General features: G+C 70.6%; 15 protein-coding genes. 11 read left to right on the top strand and 4 right to left on the bottom strand.

All coding sequences use genetic code 11. The features are described from left to right. Positions 1-31: 31 nt before the first annotated feature. Complete coding sequence (locus BN1186_RS04340; RefSeq protein ID WP_040282864.1) at positions 32-1,390, bottom strand: hypothetical protein; 1,359 nt, start codon at positions 1,388-1,390, stop codon at positions 32-34. A 291-nt stretch (positions 1,391-1,681) separates the two neighbouring features. Then, positions 1,682-2,773, bottom strand: coding sequence for an LCP family protein (locus tag BN1186_RS04335; RefSeq protein WP_052459781.1), 1,092 nt, complete (start codon positions 2,771-2,773; stop codon positions 1,682-1,684). 131 nt (positions 2,774-2,904) lie between these two features. Here BN1186_RS04335 and BN1186_RS04330 point away from each other — a divergent pair, with 131 nt between their 5' ends. The 4 genes from BN1186_RS04330 to BN1186_RS04315 all read left to right on the top strand — a co-directional run bounded on the left by BN1186_RS04330 (position 2,905) and on the right by BN1186_RS04315 (position 7,992). Continuing rightward, positions 2,905-4,440 carry an LCP family protein gene (locus tag BN1186_RS04330; protein WP_052459780.1) on the top strand — a complete coding sequence of 512 codons (1,536 nt, stop codon included), beginning with the start codon at positions 2,905-2,907 and terminating at the stop codon, positions 4,438-4,440. A gap of 70 nt (positions 4,441-4,510) precedes the next feature. Continuing rightward, complete coding sequence (locus tag BN1186_RS04325) at positions 4,511-5,467, top strand: glycosyltransferase family 2 protein (RefSeq protein ID WP_246043257.1); 957 nt, start codon at positions 4,511-4,513, stop codon at positions 5,465-5,467. A gap of 57 nt (positions 5,468-5,524) precedes the next feature. After that, positions 5,525-6,904: a coiled-coil domain-containing protein gene (locus tag BN1186_RS04320; protein WP_139650837.1), complete on the top strand. Its 1,380-nt coding sequence runs from the start codon at positions 5,525-5,527 to the stop codon at positions 6,902-6,904. Beyond that, positions 6,901-7,992, top strand: coding sequence for a coiled-coil domain-containing protein (locus tag BN1186_RS04315; protein ID WP_052459779.1), 1,092 nt, complete (start codon positions 6,901-6,903; stop codon positions 7,990-7,992). The genes BN1186_RS04320 and BN1186_RS04315 overlap by 4 nt, the downstream gene beginning before the upstream one ends. On the opposite strand, the gene BN1186_RS04310 is transcribed toward BN1186_RS04315, so the two are convergent. Next, positions 7,989-8,636, bottom strand: coding sequence for a TIGR03089 family protein (locus BN1186_RS04310; protein ID WP_052459778.1), 648 nt, complete (start codon positions 8,634-8,636; stop codon positions 7,989-7,991). The genes BN1186_RS04315 and BN1186_RS04310 overlap by 4 nt on opposite strands. A 32-nt stretch (positions 8,637-8,668) precedes the next feature. On the opposite strand from BN1186_RS04310, the gene BN1186_RS04305 reads away from it, so the two are divergent. From BN1186_RS04305 to BN1186_RS04285, 5 genes are all read left to right on the top strand, one after another. Beyond that, positions 8,669-9,748, top strand: a complete 1,080-nt coding sequence (locus BN1186_RS04305) for a mannose-1-phosphate guanylyltransferase (RefSeq protein WP_040282925.1) — start codon at positions 8,669-8,671, stop codon at positions 9,746-9,748. 45 nt (positions 9,749-9,793) lie between these two features. Beyond that, on the top strand, positions 9,794-10,213 hold the full coding sequence (locus tag BN1186_RS04300) for a hypothetical protein (protein WP_218975399.1): 420 nt from the start codon (positions 9,794-9,796) through the stop codon (positions 10,211-10,213). 96 nt (positions 10,214-10,309) lie between these two features. Next, positions 10,310-10,564 (top strand): WhiB family transcriptional regulator, encoded by a 255-nt coding sequence (locus tag BN1186_RS04295; RefSeq protein WP_040282856.1) that lies wholly within the window; start codon positions 10,310-10,312, stop codon positions 10,562-10,564. A 6-nt stretch (positions 10,565-10,570) separates the two neighbouring features. After that, positions 10,571-13,549, top strand: a complete 2,979-nt coding sequence (locus BN1186_RS04290; protein WP_139650835.1) for a glycosyltransferase family 2 protein — start codon at positions 10,571-10,573, stop codon at positions 13,547-13,549. Next, positions 13,546-14,793 (top strand): DUF5719 family protein, encoded by a 1,248-nt coding sequence (locus BN1186_RS04285; protein ID WP_040282853.1) that lies wholly within the window; start codon positions 13,546-13,548, stop codon positions 14,791-14,793. Before BN1186_RS04290 ends, BN1186_RS04285 begins: the two co-directional genes overlap by 4 nt. A gap of 15 nt (positions 14,794-14,808) precedes the next feature. On the opposite strand, the gene BN1186_RS04280 is transcribed toward BN1186_RS04285, so the two are convergent. Then, positions 14,809-15,246: a metallopeptidase family protein gene (locus BN1186_RS04280; protein WP_040282852.1), complete on the bottom strand. Its 438-nt coding sequence runs from the start codon at positions 15,244-15,246 to the stop codon at positions 14,809-14,811. A 19-nt stretch (positions 15,247-15,265) separates the two neighbouring features. Between BN1186_RS04280 and BN1186_RS04275 the strand changes: the two genes are divergently transcribed. Then, positions 15,266-15,661, top strand: coding sequence for a DUF3499 domain-containing protein (locus BN1186_RS04275; protein ID WP_040282850.1), 396 nt, complete (start codon positions 15,266-15,268; stop codon positions 15,659-15,661). 22 nt (positions 15,662-15,683) lie between these two features. Then, on the top strand, positions 15,684-17,030 hold the full coding sequence (locus BN1186_RS04270; protein ID WP_040282848.1) for a phosphohexomutase domain-containing protein: 1,347 nt from the start codon (positions 15,684-15,686) through the stop codon (positions 17,028-17,030). Positions 17,031-17,061 lie beyond the last annotated feature (31 nt).

Raw genomic sequence — 17,061 nt, 5'->3', positions numbered from 1 at the left:
GGGCCCCGCGAATCAGCGCTTCCCCTGGTTGTCAGTTGAAGGTGACGTGGAACTCTGAGGTGCTGTAGTCGTCGCCACCGTTGGTGGCGACGCCGCCCATGGTCCTGAGCGGTTCCAGCCATTTGGCCATCTCCGCATCGGAGGAGCTGCTCACAGCCTCCTGGTAGAAGGAGAGCTGCTTGATGGCGTTGAAGTCGACGAAGAACACCGAATCGGCGTCGCCGTCGACGACGTCCTTGTAGGCGTCCGAGTCGCCGAGCGTGCTCGACGGGTTGCGCACCGCATCGATGCCCTGACCGAACGCGAGGTACGCGGCGTCGCCATCCTGCTCGAGGGTGAACGGGGCCTCGCCCATGCCGGACTGCGCCATGAGCTCGTTGAGGTTGTCCAGGATCTCCTTCTGCTTGGCCGGGTTCTCCGTGACGAAGCGGGCGCCGATGATGGGCGTACCCGCCTGTTCGTCCATGGCCACGCTCACGCCGACCTCCTTGCCGATGAGGGCGTAGAGATCCGCGGCGGACGTGATGCCCAGGTCGTTGGCCGCCTGTACCATGCTCGGGTCCTGCTGGACGACGTCCCACAGCTGGGTGAAGGACTCCTCAGCGGTGGCGATCGCGAAGGCGCCCAGCGCGTTGCCCGGGAGGGCGGAGGCGAAGTCGCGCACGTCGTCGACGTCCACATCCGGGGCGTTGGGGGTCTTGATCTGCGACTCGAGGGTCAGCTTGTTCTCCTCCACCTTCACTCCCATGGCGCCGTGCATGCCGCGCAGCATCTCCAGGTCCGCGGTGGGGGTCACGCCCGTGGTCTCGCCGGCCTCGTCGATGAGCATCTCAGCCGCACCGGAGCCGAACCAGACGGTGGCGAGGCTGCCGCCGCGGAGCTTGGCGAGGTCTGCCTGGTACTCCTCGTCATCGGCCAACGGAGCCGCCTGGATCGAATCGGCGGTCACTGAGTCGGAAGCGTCCGCGACGACCATGATGTCGTCGACGAAGAAGACCTGCGTGTCGTCGCCGAACTCCGCCGCGGCGAAGGCCACGGCCCTGCCCTTGTCCTTGGTCTCGATCGCCAGGATGAAGCGGTCTCCGGAGGCGCTGGAAGTCAGCGCGTTCTCGCGGAAGCCCATGGCCACGGAGTCGCCCAGCCAGGGCTCGATCTCGGAGAACGGCGGGGCGTCAGCGTCGTCGGGCAGGAGGTTCCACAGGGCTTCCTTGTAGTTGTCGGTCTCAGACATCTGGTCATCGACCGGGAACTTGTTGACGATGCGCGCCAGCGCCAGCTGGTCGGCGGCGGCCGGCGCGAGGTTGAGTTCGACGGCGACCACGACGTCGGAGGGCAGGCCCTGCGCCGCGGCCGGGGACGAGCCGCGGAAGAAGCTGAGACCGAAGTACACACCGCCGATGATCAGCGCCAGGGCGAGAATGCCGGCGACGACGAGGGGGACCTTCGACTTCTTCTTCGGCTGACCCTGCGGCGCGGCGGGCCGCTCTGCTGCCAGGGCTGCTGCGCCTGCGGCGGCTGCTGGGGGCCTCCGGGCTGCCAGCCGGGGGGTGGGTTCTGCGTCACGGTTGACTCCTGCCGTGTGGAACGGGTGGACCTATCGAGGATAAAGGCAGAGGGGGCCACGCCCGTCAGACTGAGGTCTCTGCCTGGGTAACGAATCGGTCACACACGGCAGGGCAGGCTACCTGCGGTACTTCTCCAGGCTGGTGGTGTCGCCGGCCGCCATGGCGCCGAAGATCTCCTTGCTGGCCGCCTCATCCCAGATGACGGAGGAGCCGACGCTGGTGTTCGCGGTGCCGCCCGGGACGGTGAGGCTCAGCCCGGAACCGGTCATCACGCTGACGAAACCGGAGCCCACCTGCGTCATCGCGCCGAGCCCCGTGTCCTCGCCGCGCGCGAGGGACTTGGAGGCGGCCATGTTGACCTGCCAGTAGCGCACGGGGTTGAGCACCGTCAGCGGATGCGCGACCTCCTTCATGATGGCCCCGATCGTCTCGCGCTGGCGCTCCACACGGCCGAAGTCACCCGTCGGGTCGGCCTTGCGCATCCGGACGTAACCCAGCGCGGTCACGCCGTCGACCATCTGGCACCCCTCCGAGAGGGTCAGGTGCGAGTCCCTGTCGTCGATGTCGAACTTGGGGCACACCTGCACGCCGCCCACCGCGTCGACCACGTCGACGACGCCGAGCATGCCCACCTCGAGGAAGCCGTCGATCCGCACGCCGGTGTTGTGCTCGATCGTCTCGACCAGCAGCGGTGCGCCGCCGAACGCGTAGGCGGCGTTGATCTTGTTGCGGTTGCGGCCCGGGATGTCGACCAGGGAGTCGCGCGGGATGCTCAGCAGCACGGGCTTGCCCTCCGTGGGGGTGTGCAGCAGCATCATCGTGTCCGTGCGACGCCCCTCGGTGGAGCCGGTGCCCAGGCGGGAGCGGTCCTCCGGGCTGATGTCGTCGCGGCCATCGGAGCCCACCAGGAGGATGGTGGTGCCAGGCTGCTCCGCGGGCCGGTCACCCGAGGGGGCGGCCTCCACCGTGGTGCCGGCCGTCCACGCGTAGAGCGGCGTGCCGATCAGGAACAGCAGCCACACGAAGATGAGGGTCAACAGGAGCCGCAGCACCGGGCGTCGGCGCTTGCGCCTCTTCGGCGGGGGCGGCGCGCCCCGGCGGCGGTCACGGCGACGAAGGTCTTCCACCTCTTCGGGGCGCAGCACCGAGGTGGGCTCCACCTCGTCTTGGCGGTAGAGCCAGTTCAGATCGTCGTTGTCGCGTGGCACCGGCCACCTCCTTACAGAGCGTCCAGACTACCCATCCTCTCCGCAATCGCTGATGTCGCGGCGTGGCGCACCACGACGGCGGGGAGCCGCAGGCGAGACTGGGGCCAAGCCTTCCCCGAGGAGATCCGCCCGTGCCGTCCACCAAGACCGTCAACGCCAGCGCTCTGCAGGCGCGCCGCTCGTTCGGTTTCGTCCTGATGTCCGCCCTCCTGCCCGGCTCCGTCCAGTGGTTCGCGGGCAACCGCAGGGTGGGCAGGGTCGCCGGACGGTTCTACGGCGCCTTCGGCGTGCTGGTGGCGCTGACCGGGCTGGGCCTGTTGCTGTTCCGCGGCGCCACCGTCGGGTTGCTGCTCACCCCCGCCGTCGCCGCCACCGTGCGCGTGGTGCTGTGGCTGCTGTTCCTCGGCTGGGGGCTCCTGCTGCTGGATTCCTGGCGGCTCGCCGCCCCCCTACGGCTCGGGCAGCGCACGCGACTGGGCCTGACTGCCACCACGCTGGCGCTGGCGCTGGGCGTCGGCGGGATCACCAACGTGGCCGCCAGCGGCTTCCAGGCCGCCGAGAACGTGGGCACCGTGCTGCAGGGCGGCGGGGACGTGGAGGAGAAGGCCGGGCGTTACAACGTGCTGCTGCTGGGCGTCGATGCGGCCGACGGTCGCGACGGCATCCGCCCCGATTCCATCAACGTGGCCTCCGTCGACGCCGAGACCGGGCGCACCGTCCTGTTCGGCCTGCCCCGCAACCTGCAGAAGGTGCGCTTCCCGCTCACCTCGCCGCTGCACTCCCTCTACCGCGACGGCTACCACTGCGAGGACAACGCCTGCCTCCTCAACGGCATCTACACCCTGGGCCAGGAGCACGCCCACCTGTTCCCGGAGGATGTCGACCCGGGCCTGGAGGCGATGAAGCAGGCCGTCAGCGAGACCCTCGGTCTCGAGCTGAACTACTACGCGATGATCGACATGTCCGGCTTCCAGAACCTCATCAACGCCATGGGTGGCATCCGGCTCAACGTGGGCAAGCCCATCCCGTTGGGCGGCGGCGGCAGCCGGATCCACGGGTACATCGACCCGGGCGAGAACGTGCAGCTCGACGGCTACCACGCGCTGTGGTTCGCCCGCTCCCGCGCGGAGAGCAGCGACTACGAGCGCATGGTGCGGCAGAAGTGCGTGATGTCGGCCATGGCCATGCAACTCGACCCCATGACGGTGGCCACCAAGTTCGTCGAACTCTCGGAGGCAGGCGGCGACGTGCTGCGCACCGACGTCGGCACCGGCGAGATCGCCGAACTGGCCCAGTTGGCGCTCCGGGCCAAGGACCAGACCATTCAGTCGGTGAACTTCACGCCCCCGCTGATCGTGACGGGCGACCCGGATTTCGAGCTGATCCGCACCACCGTCGCCGAGCGGATCGCCGCGTCCGAAGCCCTCGACGTAAAGGCACCCTCTCCCGAGGCGGAGGCACCCCCGACGACCGAGGCCGCAGCGCCCGCCGAGGCGCCCCAGCCCGCCGAGTCGCCAACGGAGGCGTCGCCCGTCGAGCAGTCGCCGAGCCAGGCCGCCGAGGCTACGCCCACACAGGCGCAGGACCCGGACCCTGCCGGGGACGGTCAGGAGGAGGAGCCGGCCTCCGCGGAGGATGAGGCGGAACTCGTCTGCTCCGTGCCGTGACGCCGGGCCACTAGAGTGGTGGGCATCAATGGGAAGGAAGCCGCCCGTGCAGCAGAGTGTCAGCGTCGTGATGCCGATCCGCAACGAGGAGCGGCACCTCAAGGCCGCCGTCGAGCGGGTCCTGGACCAGGGCTATGAGGGCGGGGTGGAGATCCTCCTCGCGGTGGGCCCCAGCACGGACCGCACCCGCGAGATCGCCGACGCGTTGGCCGCCGCCGACGACCGCATCCGCGTGCTGGACAATCCGGCAGGCTTCACGCCCGCCGGCCTGAACATCGCCATCGCCGCGGCGCGCCATCCCGTCATCGTGCGGGTCGACGGGCACGGCGAGCTGAGCCCCGGCTACATCGACACCGCGGTGCGGCTGCTGGAGGAGACCGGAGCCGCGAACGTCGGCGGGCTGATGGACGCGCAGGGCACCAGCCCGCTCTCCGAGGCCATCGCCGCCGCCTACAACTCGCGCCTCGGCCTGGGCGGCGGGGGTTTCCACCTTGAGGACACCCCGCCAGGCCCGGCGGACACCGTGTTCCTCGGTGTGTTCCGCAAGGACGTCCTGGAGGAAATCGGCGGCTTCGACGAGTCCCTGCACCGCGCGCAGGACTGGGAGCTCAACTACCGCCTGCGCACCGCCGGCCACCTCGTCTACTTCTCGCCCGACCTGCGGGTGGTCTACCGCCCCCGCGACAGCTACCGGGCCCTGGCGCGGCAGTTCTTCACCACGGGACAGTGGCGCCGCGAGGTCGTCCGCCGCCACCCCGATACCCTCTCGCTGCGCTACCTGGCGCCGCCGCTGGCCGTGCTGGGCGTGGGCAGCGGGCTGCTGTGCGGGCTTCTGGGCCTCGCGCTGCGCAACCGGTTGCTCACCGCCATGCTCGTGGCGCCGGCGGTCTATCTCTCGTTCCTGACCGTGGCCACGGCCACGATGGAGGCGACCCCGCGCTCCCGCTCGCGCCTGCCGCTGGTGCTGGCGATCATGCACACGGCCTGGGGTGCCGGCTTCGTCCGTGGGCTGCCGAACGAGCCCTGACAAGTGGCGACGTGGGGGCTTGAAAAACCGTCCGAACAACGTGCGAAGATGGACCCCATGAGCGCCTGGCAGAACCCGGATCCCGCAGGGCGCGGGACGGATTCCACGGCCGCCACGCACGTGCTGCTGCAGGCTCAACGGCTGGCTGACCGCCTCCGGGAAGAGGCGCAGGCCGAGGCGGACCGCATCCGTGTGGCGTCAGCCGAACTGGCGCAGCAGCGAGACGAACTCGCCGGGGAGGTGACCTTCGCTCGGCACCGCCTGGAGGAGGCCAACGCAGACGCCGAACGAACACTCTCCGAGGCCATCGCCCAGGCCGGGCAGATCACCGCCAACGCCCAGGAGGCTGCCGATGGCGTGCTCGCCGAGGCACGCACCGATGCCGAACGGATCGTGGAGGATGCCCACCGGCAGGCCGAGCGGTTGGTGACGGATGCCAGGCAGGAGGCGGATCAGGTGCGCGCCGACGCGGTGGCGTGGCGCGAACAGATCGAGGTGGAGGGTCACGCGGCCCGCGCCCTCGTCGAGGACGAGCTCGCCGCTCAACGCAGCGCCCAGGCCGACGAACTGGCCCGGCTGAAGGTAAAGGCCGACGGTGAGGTGGCGGCCCGGCGCGCGGAGCTGGAGCGCACCGAGGAGGAGACAGTCGCCCGCCTGGTGGCCGCTGAGGAAGCCGCACAGCTCGAGACGGATCGGGTCCGGGCCGAGGCCGCCGCTGAGGTGGCAGAGCTCAGGCAGGAGGCCCGGCAGGAGGCTGACGCCCAGTTGGAGGAGGCCGCCAGCCAGATGGAGTGGACGCAGGCCACCGTCGCGGCGCTCCTCGACGGCGCCCGCGCAGACGTGGCCCGCCGGAAGCGGCAGGGGCACCTGGAGCAGGCCCGGCGTGCCGCAGAGCTCCGTGCCAAGCTCGCCACCGTCACCCAGCGCGCCACAGACACGGCCCGTCAGCGGCTACGCACCGCGGAGGTGGGCGCTCACGATGTGCGCGGCCGCGCAGATGCCGAGCTCTCCGCAGCCGTGCATCACGCGCAGCGTGCCAGGGCCCAGGCGGACCAGCAGGCCGCGGACATCGTCGAGCGCGCCCGGCGCGAGGCCGAGGCCATCGTGCAGCGTGCCGAGGAACGGGTCACCCACTCCGAAGTCAGCTCCCGGAAGGTGCGGGAGCAGCTGATGGAGGAGCTGGAGCGCAGCCAGAAGGCCTCCTACGAGCGCGCCCGCGCCACCCGTGAGGAGGCCGTGCAACTCCTCGCGGATGCCCGCACCGAGGCCGAGACCATCCGCACGCAGGCCCGCGAGATGCTCGCGTCCGCCCGCAGCGAGGTGGCCAGCCTCGCCAAGCGCCGCGACGACATCACGGTGCAACTCAACTCTCTCTCCGGCGTGATCGAAGCGCTGTCAGTGCCAGGACAAACAACTCGAGACGAGGATGACTCATGACCTCCACCTTCCGTACCGTGCTGCGCGGCTACGAGCCCACGCAGGTCGACGCAGAGATCGCCACACTGCAGCAGTCCCTCGACTCGGCCCGCGCCGAGCTGGGTGAGCTGACGGTCAAGGTCAAGGAGGCAGTCTCTGAGCGCGAGCGGCTGGAGCAGGAGTTGGCCGAGGCCACGAGCCGGGCGGAGGAGACGTCGCGGGCCACGTCGATGGCCTCGCGGCCCAGCTTCACGGATCTCGGGGAGAGGGTGGGCCAGATCCTCACGCTCGCCGAGGAGGAGGCCGCAGAGCTCAAGCGCGAGGCCGAGGCCGAGGCGACCCGGCTCGTCGAGGACGCGCAGAAGAAGGCCCAGGCGGCGCTGACGGAGGCGGATCGCTACGCCGTCGATACCCGCAGCGCGGCAGACGCAGATGCGGAGGCCAAGCTCACCGGAGCCCAGCGCCGCGCGGATGAGCTCATTGACAACGCCGACAGGGAGGCCGCCGCACGCCGTGAGGAGGCAGAGGCCGTCTACGAGTCGCAGCAGGCCCGTGCCGCCCAGGCCGCCGCTGATTTCGAGCGCACCCTCGCGGAGCGCCGCGATGCCGCCGCGGCAGATTTCACCGTGGTCATGACGCAGCGCGAGGAGCAGCTCAGCGCAGCGGAGGAGAACCTGCGGGGCGCGGAGAACGACGCGCTCCGTGTGCTCTCAGATGCCAACTCGCAGGCCGAGGCCATCAAGGCCAAGGCCCAGGCGGAGGCAGATGAACTGCTGGCCGAAGCGCGCACTCAAGCTGAGCGGATCCGTCGCGACTCGGACCGGGAACTCTCGGCGCTGACGCAGAGGCGGGACTCGATTACCGCCCAGCTCTCCAACGTGCGTGAAATGCTTGCCACACTGGGGGGCGGGGCCGCGTTGGCGGCCGTCACATCACAGCAGGAGGAATCCATGACGCAGAACCAGATCGATCCCGAGAACCAGGGCCAGCCCGGCGACGAGGAGCGTCAGCACGCCCAGGAGGCGGCTGAAGGCGCCAAGAACAAGGGCGAGACACACCCGGACGTGCGCGAGCACGCCCAGGGACCCGCAGAGGGCGAAGAGCGCTAAAGCGTCTTTTCATCTGCCGCGATGCGCGCGGCCCCTGCGTCGTCCACGTTGACCGCGATCACCGTCGAGCCCGTGCCCAGCACGGGTGAGACCAGTGCCTCGGCGACGGTGTCCCATCCGACGGCGGGGTCGCGCAGCAGCACGCGGCTGTCGCGGGCCGGCACCTCAGGGGCGGGGTGGCCGCCCCACCAGTACGCCTCGCCGTCGAGCGCGACGTCGTGCAGATCCGGCTGGCCGAACACCTCCCGGTAGTCCACGGCATCCGGCGGGGGAGTGGGGAAACCCCGGCCCAGCGGATGCAGGGAGCAGGCCACGGTGAGCTCCGCCCGACGCTCGTCGCCGGGCCCCACCACGAGCAGGTCCGCCCCGGTGTCGCCGGGGTGCACCGGGCAGCCACGCTGCCAGGCCGCAGCGATCCACACGAGCGTGACCCAGTGCGCGGGGTGGGACTCCGCCAGCGCGAGATCGATGGCCTCGCCGTCGTCGTGGCCGAGATCGGCGATGAGGTTGGCCGTCTTGTCCACCCAGTTGGCGAACGTGATGGCCGACAGTTCGATGCGGGAGCCATCCGCGCCGTCGTAGTAGGTGATCAACGGCTGCGCGCCCTGCCGGGCCACGCGCCTCTGCAGCGCGGAAATCAACATGTCTGTCAGCTTAGGCGGCTAGGGTCATGGCCATGCGCTACGTGGTGATCATGGCCGGGGGATCCGGCACCCGTCTCTGGCCGCTGTCGCGGCACGGCAGGCCCAAGCAATTGCTGGAACTCTTCGAGGGCAAGTCGCTGCTGCGGATGGCCTACGAGCGGCTCGTCGGCCTGGTCGACGACGAGCACATCCTCGTGTGCACCGGCCGCGCCTACGCCTTCGACGTGGCCGAGCAGATCCCTGAACTGCCGGCCGAGAACATCCTGGGCGAGCCGGAGGGCCGCGACTCCCTCAACGCGGTTGCCTGGTCCGCCGCCGTCGTCGCCGACCGCGATCCGGACGGCGTGGTGGCCATGGTGACCGCAGATCAGATCATCGAGCCGGTAGACGAGTTCCAGCGGTCACTGAACACCGCGTTCGAGGTGGCGGAGGCCCGCCCCGACGCGCTTGTCACCCTGGGCGTCGTCCCCACCTCGCCGCACACCGGCTACGGCTACCTCCACCGGTCCGAGGCCGTCGAAGGCTTCACCGACGTGTTCCGGGTGGCGGAGTTCAAGGAGAAGCCCCATCGCGAACTCGCGCAGAGCTACCTGGATTCCGGGGAGTACTGGTGGAACGCCGGCATGGTCGTGTGGCGCGCCACCACCCTGCTGGGCCAGCTCGATCAGCTCCTGCCCGAGACGGCAGCCACCGTGCGCGAGATCGTCGCCAGCCCGGAGCGGATCGACGAGCTGTTCCCCAGGCTGCAGAAGATCTCAGTGGACTACGCGGTGATGGAGCCCGCCTCCGCCGGGCGCACAGATGCGGAGGTCCTCAGCGTCGGGCTCAGGATCGACTGGAAGGACGTGGGCGGGTTCCTCTCCCTGGCCGAGCTGTTCACCCGCGACGAGCACGGCAACGCCGTGGACGGCCGCACCGTGACGCTGGACTCGTCGGGCTGTGTGCTGGTCAACGCCGTCGGCCCGGATCACGTCGTCGCCACGATCGGGCTGACCGACGCACTGGTGGTGGCCACGGAAACGGCCACCCTGGTTGCGCGACTGGAGGATTCTGAGCGGATCCGCGAGCTGGTGGCCCTGGTGCGAACCCATGCTGGGGCACAATACGCCTAACCGTCCGCCGTCCCCAGGAGTCCTCCCATGCCAGACGCCCGCCCCATGAGGCGTCAGATCGCCATCGTGGTTGTTGCCGCGGTGGTGCTCCATGTCAGCAGCCTGCTGCTGGTAGCCCTGCTCGTGCTGCCCGCCGACGAGACCGGCCGCAGCCTGCCGCTCTGGCTGCTGGCAGGCGCCGGTTTCGTGCTCAGCGTCGGAGGGGTGCTGTGGGGAGTGCTGTCCCTGCCGCGCGGGAGGCAGGAACCTCCGCGCGCTCAGCCAGCCCCGGTGGCGTCGCCGGCTGAGCAGGGCAACTCCACCGTGATCAACCCACGCCGCCAGCAGCCGCCGGGTTCGCCGGCCACGCCGGCGGACGCGGAACTCCAGCACCGCACCGGGCGCTGGCAGACGGTGGCCACCCCGTGGCCGCGCGCCAACGAGGACGATCCCAACGGCACGCTGATCCGGCCGCCGCACCGCTGAACACCCCCAGTGAGCGAATAATCGACTCTGATCCCACGCTCCCGCTTGACCGATCAAAATCACTCGTGTGTAATTCAAGGCAAGAAAGGAGGGTGCATGGACGAGACATGGGAGCTTTTCACCGATGAAGGGGCTTTTGCCTGGCAGGCGGAGGCGCTGTGTGCCCAGACCGATCCCGAAGCCTTCTTTCCGGAGAAGGGCGGCTCGACCCGGGACGCCAAGCGGGTCTGCCTGAGCTGCACAGTGCGCGCCGAGTGCCTCGAGTACGCCCTCGCTCACGACGAGCGGTTCGGCATCTGGGGCGGTCTGTCTGAGCGGGAACGCCGCAAGCTCAAGCGCGCTGCCGGCTAGGTCCCCGTGACCGAGGGGCCCCAGCGTGGGGTGATCGACGACGACCTGTGGTCGTGGATCAATGATGAAGACCCGGCCGCAGACGTTCCGGAGGTGGATCCGGAATCCGTGCTGGCGGTCATGGTGGCGCACAACGCCGCCGAGTGGCTGCCCCGTCAACTCCTCTCGCTGGCGATGCTCACGACGCGTCCCGGCCGCATCATCGTCGTCGATACTGGATCCACGGACGACACGGCAGACCTGCTGGCCAAAGCCCACCGGGAGGGGGTCATCGACGACGTCCTCACCGCGGACGCTGAGACCACCTTCGGCGGCGCTGTCCACCTGGCGCTCGGCGAGACGGAGCCGGACTGGATCTGGCTCCTCCACGACGATTCCCAGCCTCACAAGGACGCCCTGCAACACCTCCTCGACGGCGCCCGCCAGGCAGACGTCGTGGTGCCGAAGTTGCTGCAGCCCAAGCGGCGCAACTATCCGGAGACCCTCTCAGAGGTGGGCCAGGCCATCACCGCCGGCGGCCTGCGCGTGCCGATGGTGGAGGAGGGCGACCTCGACCAGGGCCAGACCGAGTCGCACGACGTGCTCGGCGCCTCCACGGCCGGGCTGCTGATCCGGGGCGACACGTGGCGTGAGGTGGGCGGGCTCGCCCCCGAGGTGGCCCGCCACCGCGACGGCGTGGACTTCTGCTGGCGCGTCAATGCCGTGGGCTACCGCGTGCTGACCTGGCCGACCGCATCGCTGCACCACCGCCGCGCAGGCCGGACGGGGGAGCGGCCCGGAGGCCTGCACCCCCACGTCGACGACAGGCTCGCCGCGCTCCGGGTCGCCGGGTCCCGCGGCGCCTCCGGCTTCGGACTGGCGCTCTCGTCGTGGGTGAGGGCAGCGGGCTTCCTGCTGGCCAAGTCGCCGTCGTACGCCGGCGCCGAACTCCGGGCGTTGAGCCGATACCGCCGCAGCCCGGAACTGACCCGGTCCCTGAAGGAGAGGCTGCCGGACGAGGACCTCACCCCGCCCGAACTGCTGCCCAACCGCTGGTGGCCCGTGCGCAACGCGGCCGACAAGCTCGGCCACGGTCTCTCCGAACGCTACCGCGACATCACCGAGACCCAGACCGACACTTCGATCGACGAACTCACCGGCGACGACTTCGCCGACATGCAGGTGCGCCGCCGTCGCCTCTCCCCGGTCGCCGTGCTCGTGACCGTGCTGTTCATCGCCGCCTTCGTCGCCGGCCGCACGCTGTGGGGTGACGGCCCGGTCTCCGGTGGCGGGCTGCTGCCTGCTCCGGCCTCGTTCACCGACGCGTGGCAGGGCTATCTCACCGGTGGGGCGCCGTGGCTGGGGTTCGCGGCGTTCGCCACCGTCGGCGCGCTCGGCAGCCCCGGCTGGTTCAGTTTTTTCGCCGTGCTGCTGGCGCCGCTGCTGGCCGCGGTCTCCGCGATGGCGCTGCTGCGTCGGCTCGACGTGCCTGCCGGTCTCGCCGCCGCCGCCAGCGCCACCTGGGCAGGGGCCACGCTCCTGCTGGGGCTGGTCACCGCGGGCGATCTCAGCGGACTGGTGCTCGCAGTGGCCGGGCCCCTGTTCGTGCGCGCCGTCCTCGCCGTCGTGCGCAACGAGGCGGCCGGGGCGGAGCGGCTCCGTGCTCCCGCCGGGGCCGGTTTCTGGCTGATCGTGCTGGCGGTCATGTGGCCGATGGCCCTGCTCATCGCCACCGTCGCAGGCCTCGCGTGGGCCCTGCGCAGCAGGCACCGACTCGTCGACGTGGCGGTGGGGCTGTTGCCGGCCTGGCTCTTCCTGGCCCCGTGGTTGCCCGTCCTCGTGCGGTATCCCGGACGGCTCCTCACAGGGGTCGACCCGCTGGCCTGGCCGGATTTCCCACCGGCTTCCTACGCGCTGATCGTCGGGCGCATCCTTCCGTCGGGCCTGCCCGTGTGGACCAACGTGGTGTTCTTCGCGGTGCTGGGTGTGGCCGCGCTGATCGCGGTAGCGCGACTGCCAAAGGTGGCGTGGGCCTGGGCGATGACCGCCATTGCGGCGCCGCTGATTCTCGGCACGCTGCTGTCGAGGTTGACCTTCGATGTCGACGGCGGCACGGCCCGCGCGCTGTTGTCGCCCTGGGCGCTGCTCGTGGTGGGGGCGCTCCTTGCGCCGGTCGTGCTGACCCACCGGGAGCGCGGCCGGCGCCCCCTGGTGTGGGCCCTCGTGGTGGCGGCTGCGCTTGCCGTGGGCACCTGGATGTGGGTGGGCTTCGACGGGCCCGTCCGCCCCACCACCAGCGTCCTGCCCGGCTACGTGCACGACGTGATGGCTTCGCCGCGCGACACCCGCACCCTCGCCGTCGACCTCGCGGCGGATGGCGTGGTCCGCTGGAACGTCATCGACGCGCGCCAGCCGCGCTGGGGCAGCGCCGAGCGCAATCCGGTCGGCGGGTTCGACGCCCAGCTCAACTCCATCTCCCAAGCCGTGGCCTCGGGGTCGGCGCCGGACGACCTCGCCGAGCGGTTGCGCCTGATGGGCGTGGCGCACCTCTGGGTGCGGGGCCTGGACGAGGACCAGCGCGCCGTCCTCGACAACCTCGAGGGCCTGGTGGGTGCCCCGCACGACCGTGACTCGGTGGTGTGGACCGTCAGCGGCCTGGTCTCCCGCGTGACCTGTGCGCAGGGCGACGAGACGATCCCGGTGCCCGACGGCCAACTGGGTGAGGGTGACCACGGGCGCCTGCTCGTCGTCGCCGAACCTGCCGGCAGCATCTGGCGGGCCACCCTCGACGGCCGGGAGTTGGAGCGCCACACCGGCTTCAGGTGGCCCCTCCTCGATGCGGAACTGGTCACCTTCCACGCCGGCGCGGACGCCGGCACGCTCGTCGTGGAGCCGGAGCCCCGCTGGGGCAGGTTCGTGCTCCACCTGCTGGTGATCCTCGGCGTGGCGCTGCTCGCCGCGCCCACCCTGGGCGGCACCACCGTCGCGAAGCGAGGCCAGGAATGAACCCGAAGAAGCTGCTGCTCTCCCTGATCGCCTTCCTGGTCATCGGCGGCACCGCCGTGGGCCTGTCGCTGCTGACCCCGGCGGGGCTGCCCGCCTCGGTGACGGCAGATCTTCCCCGCACCACCCGCCTGACCTGCCTGCAGACCGGGGATGTGCTCGCACACGCGCCCGGAAACTGGACGGCAACCGCCGTCGGAGCGAGCGATGAGATCGCGTCCGGCACCGGGCCCGCGCTCCTTGCCGGCGTGCAGGGGCCCTCCGTCCTGACCGCCGATTCGCTTGCCGTGGCAGGCGTGTACGCCGCGGGCACGGAGCGCACCTTCGCCCCCTGCTCGCCAGCCGCCACCTCTGGCATCATCACGGTGGCCGAGCCCGGCGAAAGTGCGCTCATCATCACCAACAGCGACGCCGGCGAGGCGGTCGTCGACCTCACCCTCCTCGGCCCCGACGGCGAGGTCACTGCCGTCGGCGCCCGCGGCATCGCCGTCGCGCCCGGGGTCTCGCGCCGCATCGCGCTGTCCGTGCTGGCCCCCGACGGGCCGGTGGGGGTGGCCTTCACCGGCAGCGAGGGCCGCGTGGCGATGGCCGCGGTCAACGTGGAGGGTCGTGCCGCCCGCTTCGTGGCGCCCACCACGCCGGCCCAGACGCAGGTCATCGGGGGAGTGCCTCCGGGCGCGGCGGACGTCCAGCTGATCGTCAGCAACCCGCGGGAGGAGCGCGCGGAGGTCACGGTCACGGCGTTGGGCGCGACCTCCTCCTATGAGCCTGCCGCGACGGCTGACCTTCTCGTCGAGCCCATGTCGAGCGTCGCCATCCCCATCGCCGAGTCGCTGGGCGGGGAGGCCGCCGCGATCCGCGTCGACGCCACCGTGGAGGTGGCGGCCGCGGTGACGGTGAGCGGCCCTGTAGGCAGCCCGGCCACCCTGGTGGCGATGGAACCGGGCGCCGAGCTGTCCGCCACCACCCTGGGTGGGGCGCTGCAGATCACCAACCCTGGGATGGAACCGGTGACCGCGCAGGTGTCCGCAGACGAGGAGGCGACGCTGACGATCGCGCCGGGGACCACCCTTGTGCAGGTGCTGCCGCTGAGCCCACAGCAACTGATCACGGTCACCGCGGACGGGCCCGTCGTCGCGTCGGCGGCCACGTCCGATCCCACCGGCACCATCATCATTCCCCTCGGCGCGGTGGCAGACGAACCCGGAGCAGCCGGCGTGATCAGACTCGATCCCCACCTGCGGTGACCCGCCGGGGGAGGCCTACTCCCACTCGCCCCAGTCGTCGTCCCCGCCCAACTCGTCGATGCTGCGGCCGGTGAGCGTGCTGAGCTGCTCGACGATGGTGCGGTGCACCAGACGACGCAGTTGGCTTCGGGAGGAGGAGCGGTGTTCAAGGGGACGTTGGTAAATCACGACTTGGGCCTTGCGGCCCCGGCTGGCGTCGACGCCGGCCGACAGCGGCACGCGATCCCCGGTCCAGCCGCCCTGCAGGTGGGGGACGTCCTCGACGCCCACCACGATGCCGTTGAGCGCATCGGGGCAGGCGTCGGCGATGTCTGCCATGGCCGAGGTGACGCAGTCGTTGAAGTACTCCACCCGAGAGGGGCGCCCTATCGGCACCGGCCTGCCCGTGAACGGGTTGGGCGCCGCCAGCGGGCCGCGCATCCCGCGGTCATGTCGGTCTCGTCTGCGTGGCATACCGCCACTGTAGTGGCGCGTGGGATACCTTGCTCGGGTGCGATCCTGTTCCCGTACCGCGTGCGTCGCGCCCGCCGTGGCGACTCTGACGTACGTCTATGCAGACTCCACCGCGGTGCTCGGGCCCCTCGCGCTCGTGGACGAGCCCGGCACCTACGACCTGTGCATGCGGCACGCCGAGCGCACCAGCCCGCCGGTGGGCTGGGAGATCATCCGGCTCCCGCTCAGCGGCGCTCCGCCGCCCACCCCTCAGGGGGAGACCGACGACCTCATGGCCCTGGCGGACGCCGTGCGCGCCATCGGGTTGCGCCATGACGACGCCACCCCGCCCCCCGCACTCGGAATGCCCGCTGCCGATGGGGGCCCGGAAACCGGCCGCGGTGGACATCTCAGGCTGGTTCCGACGGGGGAGTGACCCGGTTCGCTAGTCTGGGCCGGTGCTAGAGCAGGAGATCTTCAAGGCCAACGACATCCGGGGCATCGTCGTAGGCGACGATCCGCAATGGGACCTCGACGGCGCGCGTGCCCTGGGCGCCGCCTTCGTCGAGCTGATGGGGCCGGGCGAGTTCGTCCTCGGCCGCGACATGAGGGCACTCGGCCGTGAACTGTCCTGGGCGTTCATCGACGGTGCCCGCCGCGCCGGCGCCTCCGTCGTCGACATCGGCCTCAGTTCCACCGATCAGCTGTGGTTCGCGTCGGGCCATCTGGGGCTGCCGGGGGTGCAGTTGACGGCCAGCCACAACCCCGCCGAGTACAACGGCATCAAGTTCTGCCTGGCCGACGCCAAGCCGGTGCCGCCGGATTTCATGACCAGGCTGCGCGACGCGGCCGCGACCGTCGAGCTGGGCGCCGAGGTGCAGGGCGAGCTACGCGAACTGGACCTCCTCGAGGATTACGCCGACAAGCTCTCCGAGCTGGTGCCGCAGGCCGGTGCGCGTGAGCTGACCGTGGTGGTCGACGCCGGCAACGGCATGGCCGGGCACACGGCGCTGACCGCGCTGGCCGGACGCTCGCTGGACATCGTGGGTCTCTACCTGGAGCTGGACGGCACGTTCCCCAACCACCCGGCCAACCCGCTGGAGCCCGAGAATCTCGTCGACGCGCAGCGCGCCGTGCGGGAACACGACGCCGATCTCGGCCTGGTCTTCGACGGCGACGCCGACCGCTGCTTCATCATCGACGAGCGCGGCGACGTGGTGGACCCGTCGGTCATCACCGCGATGATCGCCGTGGCGGAGCTCGACAAGCACCCCGGCTCCACCATCGTGACCAACACCATCACCTCCTGGAGCGTGGCCGAGGCCGTGGAGAAGGCCGGCGGCACCATCCGCCAGTCACGCGTGGGGCACACCTACGTCAAGGCGCTGATGGCCGAGACGGGCGCCGTGTTCGGTGGCGAACACTCGGCGCACTACTACTTCCGCGAGTTCTGGTCCGCCGACACGGGCATGTTGGCCGCGCTGCACGTCCTGGAACTCCTGCGGGTCTCGGGGCAGCCGCTGTCCGAGTTGGCGTCGGTGTACGACTCCTACATCCGTTCCGGTGAGCTGAACTCCACCGTCGACGACGCGCAGGCCTGCATGGACAAGGTGGCCGAGGCGTTCGCAGGTAGGGGAGAGGCGGACAGGCTCGACGGGTTGAGCGTGCGCAACCCCGCCGAGGGCTGGTGGATCAACCTGCGCCCCAGTAACACCGAGCCGCTGCTGCGGCTCAATGTGGAGGCCCGCACTGAGGAGAAGATGTGTTCCCTCCGCGACGAGGTCCTCGCTCTCGTGAGGCATTGAGTTCCGGGCGGCTAAGCTGAATCCACCCCGA

Origin of the sequence: Tessaracoccus massiliensis, from assembly GCF_000826065.2 — a bacterium.
Classification (GTDB): Bacteria; Actinomycetota; Actinomycetes; order Propionibacteriales; family Propionibacteriaceae; genus Arachnia; species Arachnia massiliensis_A.
This window is presented reverse-complemented; position numbering and strand designations above follow the sequence as displayed.

Excerpts from the sequence above, each read along its gene's own strand:
- BN1186_RS04325 (WP_246043257.1), top strand. The coding sequence starts at position 4,511 with ATGCCGATCCGCAACGAGGAGCGGCACCTCAAGGCCGCCGTCGAGCGG.
- BN1186_RS04320 (WP_139650837.1), top strand. The coding sequence starts at position 5,525 with ATGAGCGCCTGGCAGAACCCGGATCCCGCAGGGCGCGGGACGGATTCC.
- BN1186_RS04315 (WP_052459779.1), top strand. The coding sequence starts at position 6,901 with ATGACCTCCACCTTCCGTACCGTGCTGCGCGGCTACGAGCCCACGCAG.
- BN1186_RS04310 (WP_052459778.1), bottom strand. The coding sequence starts at position 8,636 with ATGTTGATTTCCGCGCTGCAGAGGCGCGTGGCCCGGCAGGGCGCGCAG.
- BN1186_RS04305 (WP_040282925.1), top strand. The coding sequence starts at position 8,669 with ATGCGCTACGTGGTGATCATGGCCGGGGGATCCGGCACCCGTCTCTGG.
- BN1186_RS04300 (WP_218975399.1), top strand. The coding sequence starts at position 9,794 with ATGAGGCGTCAGATCGCCATCGTGGTTGTTGCCGCGGTGGTGCTCCAT.
- BN1186_RS04295 (WP_040282856.1), top strand. The coding sequence starts at position 10,310 with ATGGACGAGACATGGGAGCTTTTCACCGATGAAGGGGCTTTTGCCTGG.
- BN1186_RS04285 (WP_040282853.1), top strand. The coding sequence starts at position 13,546 with ATGAACCCGAAGAAGCTGCTGCTCTCCCTGATCGCCTTCCTGGTCATC.
- BN1186_RS04280 (WP_040282852.1), bottom strand. The coding sequence starts at position 15,246 with ATGCCACGCAGACGAGACCGACATGACCGCGGGATGCGCGGCCCGCTG.